We start from the raw sequence: 14512 nt of genomic DNA on the forward strand, positions 1-14512 counted from the left end.
CTGACCTCTTGGAAATTTCCTGAATTTGCCCATAATTATCAGGATGCGTTGATTCCTTTTGTTAAGGTAATTTCACCGCATACATTTAATGGATATATCGCTGATTTTCCCCATAGGAATTTTCGTAAATTCTGCAACAACTGCTGATGCCTAAATTCTGACAGTTACCTGACTGGGTTGAATATATGGTAAAGATCAAGAGTACAGTTCAAGAAAGCCAAAAAATATTAAGATGGATTGGCATGAACATATTGGGTATGAGCCAAATGGAAGATTGCCCTGTGACAAAAGCCTGGAAGATACTGGGAAAGCCGTGGAGAATTGTAATAGTGTCCAGACTTCTCGAGGGGAACAGGACTTTTAATTCACTTCTATGGAGTCTTCCCGGTATAAGCACAAGAACCCTCTCAAACGTACTGAAGGAATTCACAGATATGGGTATAATAGAACCTGTTTCCAGGAAAGAAGGGCATGGTTACAGGCTGACGGAAAAAGGAGAGGATCTGGCAGCTGTTGTTTCTAAGATAAAGCAATGGAGTGAGAAATGGCTTGAAGCTCCTTCCATGAAGATTTAGGGAATATGCGTAAGTCCAAATACCATATTCAGTTGAATTTAGTTAACAAATGTATCTACAGATTAAATGTATCTATAGTTTATATGTACAAAAAATTTAAGGGCAGATATCTGGTCTAGGTTTATGGCTGAGGAAAATTTTCTGAGAGAAATGGATAATCTAAAACCTCGACGATACCATTATTTTATTACTGCACTTTCAGATGCGGGGTACTTTTTAGATGGCTATGATCTGCTAGTTATAGGTCCGGCTTTGATTTTCATCGGCCCTTTGTTTGGACTTACTCCAGTGATTTCAGCACTGATAGGGGTTTCTACAATAGTCGGGCAGTTGTTTGGAGGAGCTATTTTCGGATTTATAGCGGACCTGAAGGGAAGGAAAACAATCTACCAGTGGGATATGCTTATCTTTGCGGTATTCGCCGTACTAAGTGGGTTATCCACCAATGCCACTGAACTGATTATTTTTAGATCCCTCCTGGGATTGGCGATTGGAGCGGACTATACCCTGACACTTTCCATTATAGGAGAATATTCACCTGTGAAAGGAAGAGGGAAATTCCTTGGAACCGGTTTGATGTCATGGTGGATTGGAGGTACAGTGGCTGTTGCACTTGGACTGTTGTTTCTGCCGTTCGGCGACATAGCGTGGAGATATCTGCTCGCCGCAGGGGCAATTCCTGCAATCATAGTTCTTATTATGAGACGAAATGTTGAAGAGACGCCCAGATTTGCCGCTGAAAAGAATGATGTGAAGGAAATATCAGAAATTAAAAGAAAGTTTGGAATAACCAGAGATGAATATGATCCATCTGAAACTGAGAGATTAGTTGCTGTTCCCAACTATACCAAGAGAAGTGTTTTTGTTTTTGTTTCGTGGTTCTTAAACGATCTCATATTTTATGGAATAGGAATATATACATCAGTACTGCTACTGGAATTGGGATATTCAACTCATGCTGGATCATTGACACTTACCCTTATGCTCTACATAATAGGAGTATTTGGAACACTGGCTTTTGTTTTTACAGCAGACATATTTGGGAGAAAAAAATGGCAGGCCTATACATTTCTACTGCAGGGTTTAGCACTTTTTGTTCTTGGAATATATGCCATAATAGTTAAGAGTGCACCATCAATAGTATTGTTGTTCCCCATGTTTGCAATATTTTACTTTGCCAACGCAGGAGGCACAGGTGAAACCACAGGGATATTTGCCAGTGAACTTTTCCCCACCAGGCACAGAACCACTGCCCTTGGAGCAGGAACCGCTATCAGTAGAGTTGGAGCAATAATATCTGCTGTGGTGTTCCCTATAACCTTAACACTTTATGGAATTGTCCCAATGGAAATGCTTCTATTTGTTGTAGGTCTGGTCGGTTTTCTTATAACGATGTTTTTGGGGGAGGAGACAAAAAACAGGTCACTGGAAAGCATCTCTTCTGATCTCACAGCTTCTAGATGAGGATTTAAAGTTTACTTACCAGCTTACATATTTTAACATTTTATGGAAAAGATCATATTGATTCTATTTCATTTATACCCATTTGAATTGAACAGGCATAAATAGATGGCAATCTGTAAATTTTCTCCTTATTTATTTATATAGGATGGTAATGACTGTCAATGGTTAATGCTAATTTCCTCAAAAAACTCCTCATGGTTGGTGAAAAGAATGTACTTTTCAAAATGACTGGATACATTGATTACGCCCAGAAAGCTGTTGAAGTCCTGGAAAAGATGCTGCAGATTGATCGTGTGGATTATGATGCATTGAACAACGAGGTTAGAATCATAGAAAGGGAGGCAGACATACTTACAATGGAGATAAAGCATGATATAACAAGTGGTGCCATAAGTTCGAATCTTATGGACAATCTTGCAAATCTTGTTGAGACATGCGACGATATTCTGGACAAATCATACTACATATCCAGAGAAATAAGAAGAATGGGAAAGAACCATAACCGAAAGGACGACGATTCAACAAAGATGCTTAAAACAGGTTATTCAGTGTTTATTAAAATGCTGGAAATCAGCAGGAAATCCCTTGAAGATGTAAGATCTATATTCCTCAATGCAGAGAGTGCTCAATTGACTTCACATAGGAAAAACATTGAAAAATTGGAGGAGGATGTAGATGAACTGAAAGATGACCTCATAGATGAACTATACAGGAATGCTGACAGCATATCATTTCTTGTGTTTTCCCATGTCATAGGTGTTGTGCATAAGATTGATGACCTCCTTGATGACTGCGAAGATATTTCAGATCTTATAATGAACATAGAAACTTCAGTGACCAAGTAAATGAATTTTGAAATTCTTGTAATATTAACTGCCGGTATTCTTACCGCCCTAGTGGCCGGAAACAACCTCTCTGCTGCAGTGGGAACCCTTGTTGGATCAAGGATTGTATCCAGATTTACAGGGACGTCAATAGGTGCTTTGGGTTTTTTTCTTGGCCTGATACTCCAAGGGGAAAGCCTTCAGGGATCTGCTGCAGGAATACTTCCCGATAACAATGTGTTCATAACTGAAGCGTTTTTAATAGCCGCCATAGTGTTTGGAATTGCCGCATTCACCAGGACTCCCCTTTCTCTCATTATGGCACTTGTTGGTGCTTCTGCCGGCATATCCCTGAAAGTGGGATTTCATGAAAACGCTGGACTTCTGCATCTTATCATTCTCACCTGGGTGCTTGCTCCGGTTCTTTCAGTTATGGCTGCTTTCTACCTTAACCGCCTTATGGTTAGGGAAAATTTCAAGGATATATGGAAAACGGCTTCCTTCATAAAGATTCTTTTAATTGTTGTGTCCTTTGCCACTGCATTCACACTTGGGGCAAACACCATGGGATTCATAGGAAGCATTGCCGGTTTTTCAATCTATGTCATACTTTCAATGTCAATTGGGATTCTTGTGGGTTCATTTCTTTTGAGCAGAGGAGTCCTGAAGAGGATTGGGCAGGAGATGTATCTCATGCGATACAGCAATGCACTTGTTTCGCTACTGGTATCCTCTGTTCTGGTTGAAGGGGCCACTTTTATAGGTCTCCCCCTGTCAAACACAATGACTCTTACTTCAAGCGTCTTTGGCACCGGGCTTTCATACAAATTCAAAGCTCTCAACATAGCCCCTTTTCTTACTGTTGTAATGATGTGGGTTATTTCCCCACTGATAGGTTTCACTTTAGGGTATTTAATTTAAGGTTATGAAATCCATAAACAATGTTAACAGATCCCACTAAAAGTTATCATCTGTCTGATACTTAAACTTAGTTGGTGGAACCCAACGCACTCCATCCTTTCCCCTTTTGGTTTGAAGCCTATTTCAAGAATGATATGTTTTGCATGTGCTTTATGGTAAGTCGCCAACCATATACATACATCAGAACTTTCCTTGCAGAGGGGGACCTCATTCTTTGTTAATGATACCCATATACCCCTATTTAGTGGACTTATGCAGTTATCCATGCAAACTTTAACTTATACATCACATTTTCATATGCAGAATTAACTTCAAAAACATAAATTGTGGTATGAGTATTGGTAGGATAGCATTGATATCTGCAAGGTTAACCGTAATTTACCTTGAGTGATTCAAAGTCGAATAGAGTTGTCTTTCCCAGTCTTTCCTCATAATCCATATATCTGCTGAGAAATGTTCTGGTAAATACCTTTTCCGATTTTGGCATTGTAACAAAGCCTCCGTGGCTAGCCAATACACCAGACCTAATGGCAGTTGTGAGAACAGAGGACATATCAAGCCTTACCTGGTCCCATGTGTTATCAGCGGAGAACAGGCTGCAGAGAGATACTGCCCTTTGCAGAATAGCCTCAATTTTCCACTTTCCACTGAGAAAGAAATTGTCATTGAACATTAGAAACTTTATCATGGGGTTGGCCTCCCTGAAGTAAGGATAGGGAAATATGCTCCACTCCATGTTTTCTGTTACCTTTTCCATTATGGCAACTATTTCTTTTCCTGCTGTGCCATAGTTTTGGTTTTTCATGATTCCATTATCCGGTAAATAGGAATATATGCCCCATCCATCATGATCTGCCTTTGGTACACTGCCGGAGATATCAATCGCTGCCTTAAAGGAATTAACTTGAGAATATTTTCTTTCCAGATCCACCAATTTGATCTGAAGTGAGTCCATTTGTACATCAATGGAATCAGTGACAGAGATGAAGTATGAGTTTGTTCTATCTTGAGGCGTCTGAGAACTGTAGAATAACCACGAACTGTTGCGGTTTCCGCCTATGTTGAGGAGTGTCCTTCCTTTTCCCTCCTCCCCGTTTTTAATGTTAAAAAAGACTGCAGAGAGGATTCTGTGCCTCATAAGGGAATTTTCATACTCGTCTATCCTTGATCTCATCTGCTTTCGTGTCACCATGTTACAGCACCTCCCATTTTCAGTGCCTCGAGGATCCTAAGAGAGCTTTCCATTCTTGAATTCCAGTGTGGGATCACCGTAACATTGTCTCTGTCAATCAGTATTTTCCCTTCAGATTTTTCAGCCTCTCCTGCTGAGTAATGAATCATACTTCCGTTTTTTCCTTCAGATATTGAAAATGATCCTGAAACAGACCTCACTATCTCCCTTATCTTCATATCCTCAATTCCCAAGACTCTTTTGTATCTGCATGAAGGTATGTGATCCAGCTGTCTTCCTCCTGCGTCTGTGGAGAGTTTCAGACTGATGAGATCATCAAATAATTTCCCCCTCCTGTTGATTATTCCGTTTGCGGTGTCGTAAATAAGATTAATGCACTCCTCATCTGATCTCCTGAAAAAGAAGTTAAAATCTTTCCGGATCTGTATTGAAACCTTGCCTTTCCTTAATTTCAGGAGATATGGGTAATACCCCATAGACAGATAATGATTGAGGTTTTTCAGTGCGATTCCATTTTCAGACATTGGAAAATCTTCCTGGATTCTTCCCTGCCCAATTGCGGAAAACCCATGAAGGACAAAACCATATTTCTCAGTTGTATTGAGGATTCTGGTAAAATCATCGTAGGGAACTGAGAGAAAATCCATGTCCTCCCAGTAATCTGATCTGAACCTTGAGTACTGGCCATGTGTGAAAGAGCTGACTATAAATCTGTAGTTGCTCTGAAATGGAATTGATCTGGTATCTATATACTGCATCTCCTTGAGTTTTTTCAAAAGAAGATCGTTTCGTGACCTGACAAGAGTCAGCCTTACCGTCTTTCCCCCCTTTATGCCACCCAGTGACTGCAAAAGTATTTCCCTGAACTCCTCCCTTTCCACTGTTCCTTATACGTCTCATGGATTTATTTATTTTTAGAATAGTTAAGAACTGATTTCCATCTTAGCCATGAATGTTGCAAAAAGCTGTATTTTCAAAAGTCAAATTTGAAACGCCGGAAAAATGTCCTGCAGCTTAAAAAATCTAAGGAAACCACTTAAATTATCCCTTTTTTTACCAGATTCCTTATTTCGTCAATGGTGAATGGACCGTCAATGGCAACGGGAAGAAGAGTATCCTCATCAAGTTCGTCTTCATCATCCGGATCCTCCTCGTCATCCTCATCTTCGTCGTCGTCTTCATCATAAATGCTCTCCAGCTCAACCTCAAAAATATCGCTTTTTTCTTCTTCTGTTTCGTCAGTTTCGTCCTCTTCCTGGGAGAAATCGTCGAACCACACAACGTAATAGAACCTTCCGAACCTGAAAACCTTTCTTCCCTCCTTGTCTATTTCTATCTCACTGTTTCTGCTGTGGGTGAATATGCCGTAAATATAGCCCACAAGGGTCGCCTCTTCTCTGGATCCAAGTCCTCCGTAATCACTGTCTCCGATTGTGTGAAACTGGGACATCAGGTCATAAAGTGAATTTTCATCGATATCCAATTGCTATCATTTCTTGAATTAAATCTCAACACTTAAGTCTTTAGTCCATTGGACTGATCTCACACTTTAAATTCCTGGACTGATTCACCATGAACTCCTTTTCTCATTTTTCAATACTATAGTCACATTAATTATTCACTGTCCATTACTCATGTTATAATGGCAAGACTTGTCAAGATTCCACCGTCATTGTGCATAAGATGCAGAGGGACAAAAATGCTCTGCGGACTGACTTATTGCCCCATAGAGGTTGGCAGGATGGCAAGGACTCTTGTCACCGACTTCAAGGGAACAGAACTTGTAGGAGACAGCCCCCCGGCAATATTCGTGGGGAGGTACGGATATCCTTCAGTAAGGGTATATCCATCGTCACCACCTGTGAAGGGGGATACTTCATCCTACGAGAAACCTGCTGAGTGGCTTAACATGAAGATGGAGAATTTTCTTTCAATGAGACTTTCCCTCATACGAGGAGGCATGACCATAAAGGCAGGAAATGCCTCAGATCCGGACAGGACTCTGCAAGAACTTCAGGTTATGTCACTGAGTGAAACTCCTGCTGAAACATATATTGAATTTCAGAAACCTATAAATGCAGGCAGCTTTGAACTTGACGACAGCACGACTCCCATGGGACCATGGTCTCCCGTAAAGAGAATGAGGATAGACCCGGGGAGACCTAATATGGCTGCTGAAAAGGCATACTATGACACGGATCTGAAGGCAAGTGGTGCAATACTGGACATGTACAGAAAGAATGTTGATGTGCTGGCTATTTCCAAGGTTCTCAGCATGGGAGTTGTTGGTGAAAAGCCAAACAGAAAGCTTGTACCCACCAGATGGTCCATAACTGCCGTTGACAAGAATATTTCAGACAACCTTGTTTCCAGGGTAAAGGATTTGCCACAGATTGACGAATTTCATGTATACAGGAGAAAAACAGACGGGAACCTTTTTACAGCAATACTCTGCCCCACAAACTGGAGATTTGAATGGGGTGAGGCATGGTTCCCCGGCAGCACATGGAATGCTTTCGGGGATATGGCACATGTTGAGATAGATTCTGAAGGGTATGGTGGAAGATCCACATACCCCGGCATTGGAGGATGTTATTATGCAAGCAGGCTTGCAGTTACAGAGAAATTTACAGACATGGGAAGAGGTGGATCAGCTATGCTCTGGAGGGAAATATATCCAAGTTTCCACCTCCCAGTAGGAGTGTGGTATGTCAGGGAGAACCTCAGGGAGATGTTCAAAACGAAACCGGCAAAATTCGACAATTTCCAGGCTGCACTCCAGTATCTGGCACCAAATTTCAATGCGGGCCTGAACAGATGGGTGGAAAAGTCACCATCATATGCCATAATGAAAAGCAATCTCTACAGTTTCGGGTGAGTCTTATGTTTCCTTATGCTGTTAAAGAAATCAGGACCAGAACTGCACTCTCCCCCTCCTCAATGAAAGAGCTAAAGTATGCCGTCAATCCTTACAGCGGGTGCACCCACAGTTGTCTGTACTGCTATGCCATGGATATGACCCCCTTAAGGCCAGGCGATAGGGAATGGGGAAAAACTGTCTATGTTAAAAGGAATTTTATAGATATCCTTAAGATGGAGGTTAAAAGATCAAAACGCGGGCTTGTGGGAATGTCAACCATAACGGATCCATACCAGCCTGTTGAGACAAAATACAGGCTGGCCAGGGAAACTCTGAGAGTTCTTCTTACCCATGGCTTTCGTGTATCTGTGCAGACTAAATCTTCTCTTGTTCTCCGCGATTTCGACCTAATCTCTGAACATACAAACATTTCTGATGTGGGGACGACGATAACAACTATGGATGGAAAACTGTCCAGGAAAATTGAGCCACTTACTCCTGGACCCAGGGCGAGGATGAAGATAGTAGAAACAGCCAGCAAGGAAAATATCAGGAGATGGATCTTCTATGGTCCCATAATAAGAGGTTTTAACGATGAGGAGGAGAATAATGCATCCATTATAGAGTTAGCCGAATCCACAGGAACCCGGATAATAATTGACAGATATAACAGCTATACAACTCCCGATATAATGCTGGAAAAAAATGGGATTAAGGTTAAAGATGTGGAATACAACAGATGGTGGAGAAAATTCTCCAAGGAGTTTAGGGATGCGTGCAGTAAAAGAAATGTGATGTGCAATCTTGAATCCGAGGAATGGTTCTTCCAGAACCTTGACATAACCAGAACTCTTTTCTGACTCCTGATAAATATTATTGAAATATTGGATTCTTTTGCCTTACAAATTTATTGTTCTGCAGATCCAGAAGGGCCTCTTTTATCTCATCCTCTGTGTTCATAACTATAGGCCCGTACCAGTATATGTCTTCATTGAGAGGCTTGCCTGTCATGAGGAGAAACCTGAAGTTAGTATATCCAGTAATGATGGATATCCTCTCTCCCTCTCGCGACATTACCGCTGCCATGCCCTCTTTCAGCTGTACTCTCTGGGTTCCGCCTGTTGTTGCTTTTCCTTCGACACCGTATATGATGGATGTATGGCCCTTTTCAGGGATGTAACTAAACTCGGACTCCGGTTCCATCTTCACATCCATATAAGCAGGGTTAAGACCATATCCTCCCTGGAAAGGCCCTTCCGTTTTCATATAATTCCCAGAGATTATCTTGACCTTTGAACCCTCTCCATTTTCCACAACGGGAGTATCTTTCTGGACAATACTCCTGTATGTGGGGTTGGTCATCTTCCTGCTTGCAGGAAGATTGATCCATAGCTGAAACCCCTTCAGACCTTTTGGATTTCCTACAACTCTTAACTTCTCTTCCGGGTCATCAATACTTATTGGCTTTGGCATCTCCTGGTGGAATATTCCGCTCCCTGCTGTCATCCATTGAAGATCATTGGGAAGGATTATGCCTTTATTGCCTTCACTGTCCTCATGATAAGCCTTTCCCTGGATCATATAAGTGACTGTTTCTATGCCTCTGTGAGGATGCCATGGAAATCCCGCAAGATATTCCTCCGGATTTTCGGATCCAAAGTTGTCAAGGAGGAGAAACGGATCTGTAATTTTTGAAGACAGATGACTGCCAAATATTCTGTTAAGCTTTACTCCTGCACCATCTATTGTACTGTTTGCTATAAAAATTTTATCAACTGTTTTTACTTTGTCTTCACTCAATTTACCCACTTTCCAAAAATACATCAAAATTTGTACAGATAATATGTTATATCCGCATTCCAATTTATGATATACTTAGTAAATTAGATATCAAAAGTATACTTAAATACTCTATGTTTCTTCCATGTACTGATCTGAACCAATGACAAAATATGAAATGGGCATAGACCCAAATTCCTGCCCCATAGTATCTGCAATAAGAGAAATAGGCGGTGAATGGAACTTTATAATTATCCGATATCTCCTTGAAAATAGCATGGGCTTCAACGAGATTCTTCGAAATGCCAAAGGAATAAGTTCGCGGACTCTTTCGGCAGTGCTTAAGGACCTGGCAGGAAAAGGTATAGTAAAAAGGGAGATAATTTCAACCCAGCCATTCCTGGTGAGATATTCCATCACTGAAAAGGGGAATGCTCTAAGGCCAATAGTTAATGATCTCGGGAATTGGGGAAGAATCTGGATAACAGATAAAAAATAAGAAATTTATCAATCGTAATTTTTATGCCTGCAGATAATTTGACCTTAAAACTGCCGACATTGTTATTGAGAAGATGTCAGAGCACCCATGAATTATTATTCATATGCATGCAATTATAAAAGAATGGAAAGAAAATTAATGGGCATTGAAATCAATTTTTGATGGATTATTTCGTGAAGGGTTAATGCTGTAATTTGAAAGCCTTATTAATTTATAATGATATGTATTGTTGATATTGGTTTGATGTTAAAAGAAAGTATTTTCAGGACAAGACCTGATGCCATGTCGTTAAAGGGTGTAACTGCCACATCCAGCCTTCAGGCATCACTTATTGGTTCAAAGATTATGGAAAGAGGTGGCAATGTTGTTGATGCTGCCATAGCTGCTAGTGCAGCCCTTTGTGTTACTCAGAACAATCTCTGCGGATTGGGCGGGGATATGTTTGCCCTTGTGAGGATGGAGGGAAAGGACATTGTGGATTACAACGGAAGTGGGAGATCTTTTTTCAGAACAAGTATTGAACACTTCCAGCGGCTGGGAATAAAGAATCTACCCAGCCGGGGGCCTAATTCTGCCCTTACAGTTCCGGGAATTGTCTCAATGTGGAAAACTCTAAACAGAGATTTCGGCACAATGGAGATCAGTGAACTTCTCCATCCGGCCATAAGCCTTGCAAGCAATGGATTCCCAATAAGTCATAACTACTCATCATCAATTGAAACAACCTCTAGGATATATGGGGAACCCAAAGAATTCCAGGAATGGAACAGGATATTCCGTCCTGGAGGAAGAACACCACTTCCTGGAGAAATCTTTAGACAGAAGGATCTTGCAGCAACACTTTCTGATATCTCAAGAGACGGTCCAGACTCATTCTACAACGGAAATCTAGCCGACAGAATCATCAAAGGGCTTGAAGGCACAGGAGTTGTTATGGACCATGAAGATCTTGAGAAGCATAGGGTTACAAAGGAAAAGCCTCTTCATACAGATTACCATGGACACAGAATCTATGAGACAAATCCCAACACACAGGGGGCAACAGTTCTTCTTTGGTTAAACATTATTAAAGAGATGGAGGAGGAAAACCCGGCTTCCGGTGAGATAGACCTGGAAGACGTCATCAATGCGGGAATCATCTCATACCAGTGGAGAAATAGACACATTACTGACCCGGATCATCTAAGCCTTCCGGCAGATTTTCTAACAAAGAGATATGCTGGAGACCTCCTTCATAGCCAGGAAAAACTAAAGAATAACAACGGAGAAAACAGAGATTCCGGAGACACCACTTACTTTTCCATATGCGATTACCAGGGAAACAGCGTTTCCATAATTCAGAGCAACTACATGGGATTTGGTTCTGGCGTAATGCCAAAATCTCTTGGATTCGTTCTTCAAAACCGCGGATCATATTTTAGCCTGGACAATTCGCACCACAATTCCCTTAAACCTGGAAAGAGAACCTTTCACACACTGTGCGCTGCAATGGTTGAGAAAGATGGGGATTTCAGGTATTCACTAGGTACTATGGGTGGTGACATTCAGCCACAAATACATGTCCAGATGATAATGAACCTTATAGACAGTGGACTTGATCCCCAGCTTTCACTTGACATGCCAAGATGGGCTTTTCCCGGAAGCATATACGAAAAACCAAATACACTGATATTCGAAAATGATCTGACCTCAATGATTCCCGGGAAGAGGTTTGCAGGCCTTAATACAAAGAATATAGGGAGATATTCGTCACAGGCCGGACACGCACAGATAACTGCACTTACTGATTCAGGATCGACTATGGGCGGTTCTGATCCCAGAGGAGATGGCGTGGCAATTCCCGTTCTCTGATTTTGCCTTTTGGTAAAATCATTTTATAAAAACTAAGTCTTTATTAAGTACAATAATGGATCATTAAACTCAACGGTTTATTTTTTGAAGAATTCCACAACGTTCCATACACTAAGGTTTCCATGAATGCCGTTGAAAGCGTCTCCATTTTTTGACATTATCAAGATCCATTTGATAAGTACCTGCTTTCCCAATATGATGATTCCATCAACAACGACTATGTCTTGAACCGCCGCTTTAAGCCTTGACTGTATGAGGGAATGCTGTTCCGAAAGTTTAGGAACTTTATTAGTTCTGGAATGAAATAGTGCAGGGAAAATTAATTACTATCTATTTACAAACTGGATAATGCTTTTAATTTTGCCATTTTCGCATTACGAATTGCATATAATATAAAAATGAACGAAATATTGATAATGTGTTTTCATTTCATTGCCCTATATCCTCATCACAATGTAATAAATTGAGAGATCCCATCTCTTTTGGGATCAAGCAACAGTTTTCAACCTGCTGTACATTCTCAGAGAGATGATCATTATGACTAATGTTATTGCAAACAGAATCAGAGATTCTGTGAGAATCGAGTTCACATATCCGTAATCTATTGATGATCTGATAATATTCGTAATGTAACTGAGGGGATTTACCATTGAGATATACCTCAGAACAACAGGTGTAGAATTTGTTATGGGATAGAAAGCCGTACTTGCAAAATCAAGGAAGAAGTAGATCAGGATTGTCAGTACGTTATAGGTCTGAAGAGTCCTGACAAGAATTGCGATTATGAGAAATAGAGAAGTGAAAAGAAATGAACCAAGAATAAGGGCCAGAAAAGTGAAAGCAAGAGATGGAACTGTTAGAATGAATGACCCTGAGACGAAATGAGCCAAAATTAGCATAATTGCACTCCCCCCAAATGTAAAAACGGTGGAAATTACCAATATTCCCAGGAGATAGTCCAGCCTCCTGAAGGGACCAACCATCAATTGCTCAAACATATGCCATCTCCTATCAGACCAGAGCATGCTACCCCCAATATTTCCAGCTGTGAGAGCTTGCATGCCAACTATACCGGGAGCAAGGAATTTGGTGTAACTCACTAGGCTTCCGTTCACTTGTACACCAGGAACTATACTCTGAAACATTGTACCGAGAACAAGAAAATAAAATGCAGGGAGACCAAGCATAAAGAATATTGTACCAGGATCTGTGTTGACCACTATATTCCTTATTGCCAGCCTTATGAATGCAGGAGCTTTCATCAGGAATTCACCACTTTAAGGAATACATCGTCCAGAGAAGGTTCAGAACTCTCCATAGATTCTATTCCAAGATCGTGCCTCTCAAAAACCATGGCTATTTTTGCAATTTTTTTGGGTATTTCATATCCAAGCACGAAAACTGAATCACCATCCAGTCTTGCCTCCTCCACTCCCTCTATGGAGGAAAGCTCGTCAATTACTTTTCTTTTTAGATCCTTATCGCTGTTGCCTGAAAGCTTCACATGAATCTCCTTGAGCTTTCCGAATTTTTCTTTGAGGAAGCTGGAAGTCCCCTCGGCCCTTATACTTCCATTAACCATTATACCTATCCGATCACATATGTAATCTGCCTCTTCCAGTATCTGCGTTGTGAATAATACTGTGAGCCCTCCTCGTGCTCTGTGAGTGATATAGTCAAGGACTCTTCTCCTCATTTCCGGATCCATTCCAACTGTAGGTTCGTCCAGAAAGACAAGATCCATGTCATGAAGAAATTCCCTTGCAACCTGTAACCGCTTTTTCTGTCCTCCGGATATCTCGAAAGCTCTCTTTTTTCTCACCTCCTCAAGGTCGAAAAGGTCCATCATCTCGTTTATCCTTGTCTTCGCAGTTTCCCCGTCCACTTCCCACAGCATTGAATATACCTTGAGGTTGTTTTCAACTGTTGTGAAGTCGAAGGATTCGTCCTGCTGGACCACACCTATTCGCTTTCTTATTGCGTTTGCCTTTTTTCTTACATCCATTCCCAGAACTTGTGCTTCGCCCGATGTTGGATTCATAAGTGTAGTGAGTATTTTAATGGTGGTTGATTTACCGGCCCCATTCTTTCCCAGAAACCCGTAAATTTCATTATAATTAATTCCAAGGTTAAGTTTATCAACAGCAACTTTTCCACCATCATATACCTTAACCAGATCCTTTGTGTAAATCGCAAAGTCGCTTTTCATCAGACCGCATTATAGTGATGTATAAGAAATTTTAGAGATGTTGTAAAAGTACAGTTCTTTGTTTTATATTTCTTTGCAGATGCATTGTTATGAGGGTAAAGGTTCATAAATGATGAATACCGGATATTAACAGAACATTAGACTTCCACCCCTAGATTCTTTGTGATTAGACGATGCTGGAAAAATTTATGCTTTGCCGCGAGAATTCCGGAAAGCCAAATTGCAATCGTCAGGATGCAAACTTGAATTTGAGAAGAATTCTTCAACACTGAGTAGATCTTTAAAGTTATATATGAGACTAAGGTAGTTGAAACCAAAGTCGTATCCTGTTATTTCAT

At 40.8% G+C, this 14512-nt stretch carries 14 protein-coding genes; 8 read left to right on the top strand and 6 right to left on the bottom strand.

Going from position 1 to position 14512, the window contains the following annotated elements; translation table 11 throughout:
- Positions 1-242: 242 nt before the first annotated feature.
- The 4 genes from OXIME_RS06675 (at position 243) to OXIME_RS06690 (ending at position 3784) form a co-directional block, all read left to right on the top strand.
- On the top strand, positions 243-575 hold the full coding sequence (locus OXIME_RS06675) for a winged helix-turn-helix transcriptional regulator (RefSeq protein ID WP_393971071.1): 333 nt from the start codon (positions 243-245) through the stop codon (positions 573-575).
- 123 nt (positions 576-698) lie between these two features.
- Positions 699-2039 carry an MFS transporter gene (locus tag OXIME_RS06680; RefSeq protein WP_393971072.1) on the top strand — a complete coding sequence of 447 codons (1341 nt, stop codon included), beginning with the start codon at positions 699-701 and terminating at the stop codon, positions 2037-2039.
- Positions 2040-2200: 161 nt separating this feature from the next.
- Positions 2201-2884 (top strand): DUF47 domain-containing protein, encoded by a 684-nt coding sequence (locus OXIME_RS06685; protein WP_393971073.1) that lies wholly within the window; start codon positions 2201-2203, stop codon positions 2882-2884.
- On the top strand, positions 2885-3784 hold the full coding sequence (locus OXIME_RS06690) for an inorganic phosphate transporter (RefSeq protein ID WP_393971074.1): 900 nt from the start codon (positions 2885-2887) through the stop codon (positions 3782-3784).
- A gap of 367 nt (positions 3785-4151) precedes the next feature.
- Here OXIME_RS06690 and OXIME_RS06695 read toward each other — a convergent pair whose 3' ends face one another.
- The 3 genes from OXIME_RS06695 to OXIME_RS06705 all read right to left on the bottom strand — a co-directional run bounded on the left by OXIME_RS06695 (position 4152) and on the right by OXIME_RS06705 (position 6459).
- The gene (locus OXIME_RS06695) at positions 4152-4976 is read right to left on the bottom strand and encodes a hypothetical protein (RefSeq protein WP_393971075.1); all 825 of its coding nucleotides are present in this window, start codon (positions 4974-4976) and stop codon (positions 4152-4154) included.
- Complete coding sequence (locus OXIME_RS06700) at positions 4970-5857, bottom strand: hypothetical protein (RefSeq protein WP_393971076.1); 888 nt, start codon at positions 5855-5857, stop codon at positions 4970-4972. Before OXIME_RS06700 ends, OXIME_RS06695 begins: the two co-directional genes overlap by 7 nt.
- A gap of 155 nt (positions 5858-6012) precedes the next feature.
- The gene (locus OXIME_RS06705) at positions 6013-6459 is read right to left on the bottom strand and encodes a hypothetical protein (RefSeq protein ID WP_393971077.1); all 447 of its coding nucleotides are present in this window, start codon (positions 6457-6459) and stop codon (positions 6013-6015) included.
- A 159-nt stretch (positions 6460-6618) separates the two neighbouring features.
- Between OXIME_RS06705 and OXIME_RS06710 the strand changes: the two genes are divergently transcribed.
- Both OXIME_RS06710 and OXIME_RS06715 read left to right on the top strand, forming a co-directional pair.
- Positions 6619-7854, top strand: coding sequence for a hypothetical protein (locus tag OXIME_RS06710; protein WP_393971078.1), 1236 nt, complete (start codon positions 6619-6621; stop codon positions 7852-7854).
- A gap of 5 nt (positions 7855-7859) precedes the next feature.
- Positions 7860-8696 (top strand): radical SAM protein, encoded by an 837-nt coding sequence (locus OXIME_RS06715; RefSeq protein WP_393971079.1) that lies wholly within the window; start codon positions 7860-7862, stop codon positions 8694-8696.
- A 13-nt stretch (positions 8697-8709) separates the two neighbouring features.
- Here OXIME_RS06715 and OXIME_RS06720 read toward each other — a convergent pair whose 3' ends face one another.
- A complete protein-coding gene (locus OXIME_RS06720) occupies positions 8710-9645 on the bottom strand; it encodes a pirin family protein (protein WP_393972260.1) in 936 nt (311 codons plus the stop codon).
- Positions 9646-9778: 133 nt separating this feature from the next.
- On the opposite strand from OXIME_RS06720, the gene OXIME_RS06725 reads away from it, so the two are divergent.
- Together OXIME_RS06725 and OXIME_RS06730 are read left to right on the top strand one after the other, a co-directional pair.
- The gene (locus tag OXIME_RS06725) at positions 9779-10114 is read left to right on the top strand and encodes a winged helix-turn-helix transcriptional regulator (protein ID WP_393971080.1); all 336 of its coding nucleotides are present in this window, start codon (positions 9779-9781) and stop codon (positions 10112-10114) included.
- 243 nt (positions 10115-10357) lie between these two features.
- Positions 10358-11965: a gamma-glutamyltransferase family protein gene (locus OXIME_RS06730; RefSeq protein ID WP_393972261.1), complete on the top strand. Its 1608-nt coding sequence runs from the start codon at positions 10358-10360 to the stop codon at positions 11963-11965.
- Positions 11966-12453: 488 nt separating this feature from the next.
- Here the strand turns inward: OXIME_RS06730 and OXIME_RS06735 are convergent, their stop codons facing one another.
- On the bottom strand, positions 12454-13227 hold the full coding sequence (locus tag OXIME_RS06735; protein ID WP_393971081.1) for an ABC transporter permease: 774 nt from the start codon (positions 13225-13227) through the stop codon (positions 12454-12456).
- Positions 13227-14174 carry an ATP-binding cassette domain-containing protein gene (locus OXIME_RS06740; protein ID WP_393971082.1) on the bottom strand — a complete coding sequence of 316 codons (948 nt, stop codon included), beginning with the start codon at positions 14172-14174 and terminating at the stop codon, positions 13227-13229. The genes OXIME_RS06735 and OXIME_RS06740 overlap by 1 nt, the downstream gene beginning before the upstream one ends.
- Between the last annotated feature and the right edge of the window lie 338 nt (positions 14175-14512).

Source organism: Oxyplasma meridianum, assembly GCF_038024865.1.
GTDB lineage: Archaea > Thermoplasmatota > Thermoplasmata > Thermoplasmatales > Thermoplasmataceae > Oxyplasma > Oxyplasma meridianum.

Coding starts and splice junctions, on each gene's coding strand:
- OXIME_RS06675 (WP_393971071.1), top strand. CDS start 243: ATGAACATATTGGGTATGAGCCAAATGGAAGATTGCCCTGTGACAAAA.
- OXIME_RS06680 (WP_393971072.1), top strand. CDS start 699: ATGGCTGAGGAAAATTTTCTGAGAGAAATGGATAATCTAAAACCTCGA.
- OXIME_RS06685 (WP_393971073.1), top strand. CDS start 2,201: ATGGTTAATGCTAATTTCCTCAAAAAACTCCTCATGGTTGGTGAAAAG.
- OXIME_RS06690 (WP_393971074.1), top strand. CDS start 2,885: ATGAATTTTGAAATTCTTGTAATATTAACTGCCGGTATTCTTACCGCC.
- OXIME_RS06695 (WP_393971075.1), bottom strand. CDS start 4,976: ATGGTGACACGAAAGCAGATGAGATCAAGGATAGACGAGTATGAAAAT.
- OXIME_RS06710 (WP_393971078.1), top strand. CDS start 6,619: ATGGCAAGACTTGTCAAGATTCCACCGTCATTGTGCATAAGATGCAGA.
- OXIME_RS06715 (WP_393971079.1), top strand. CDS start 7,860: ATGTTTCCTTATGCTGTTAAAGAAATCAGGACCAGAACTGCACTCTCC.
- OXIME_RS06725 (WP_393971080.1), top strand. CDS start 9,779: ATGACAAAATATGAAATGGGCATAGACCCAAATTCCTGCCCCATAGTA.
- OXIME_RS06730 (WP_393972261.1), top strand. CDS start 10,358: ATGTTAAAAGAAAGTATTTTCAGGACAAGACCTGATGCCATGTCGTTA.
- OXIME_RS06735 (WP_393971081.1), bottom strand. CDS start 13,227: ATGAAAGCTCCTGCATTCATAAGGCTGGCAATAAGGAATATAGTGGTC.
- OXIME_RS06740 (WP_393971082.1), bottom strand. CDS start 14,174: ATGAAAAGCGACTTTGCGATTTACACAAAGGATCTGGTTAAGGTATAT.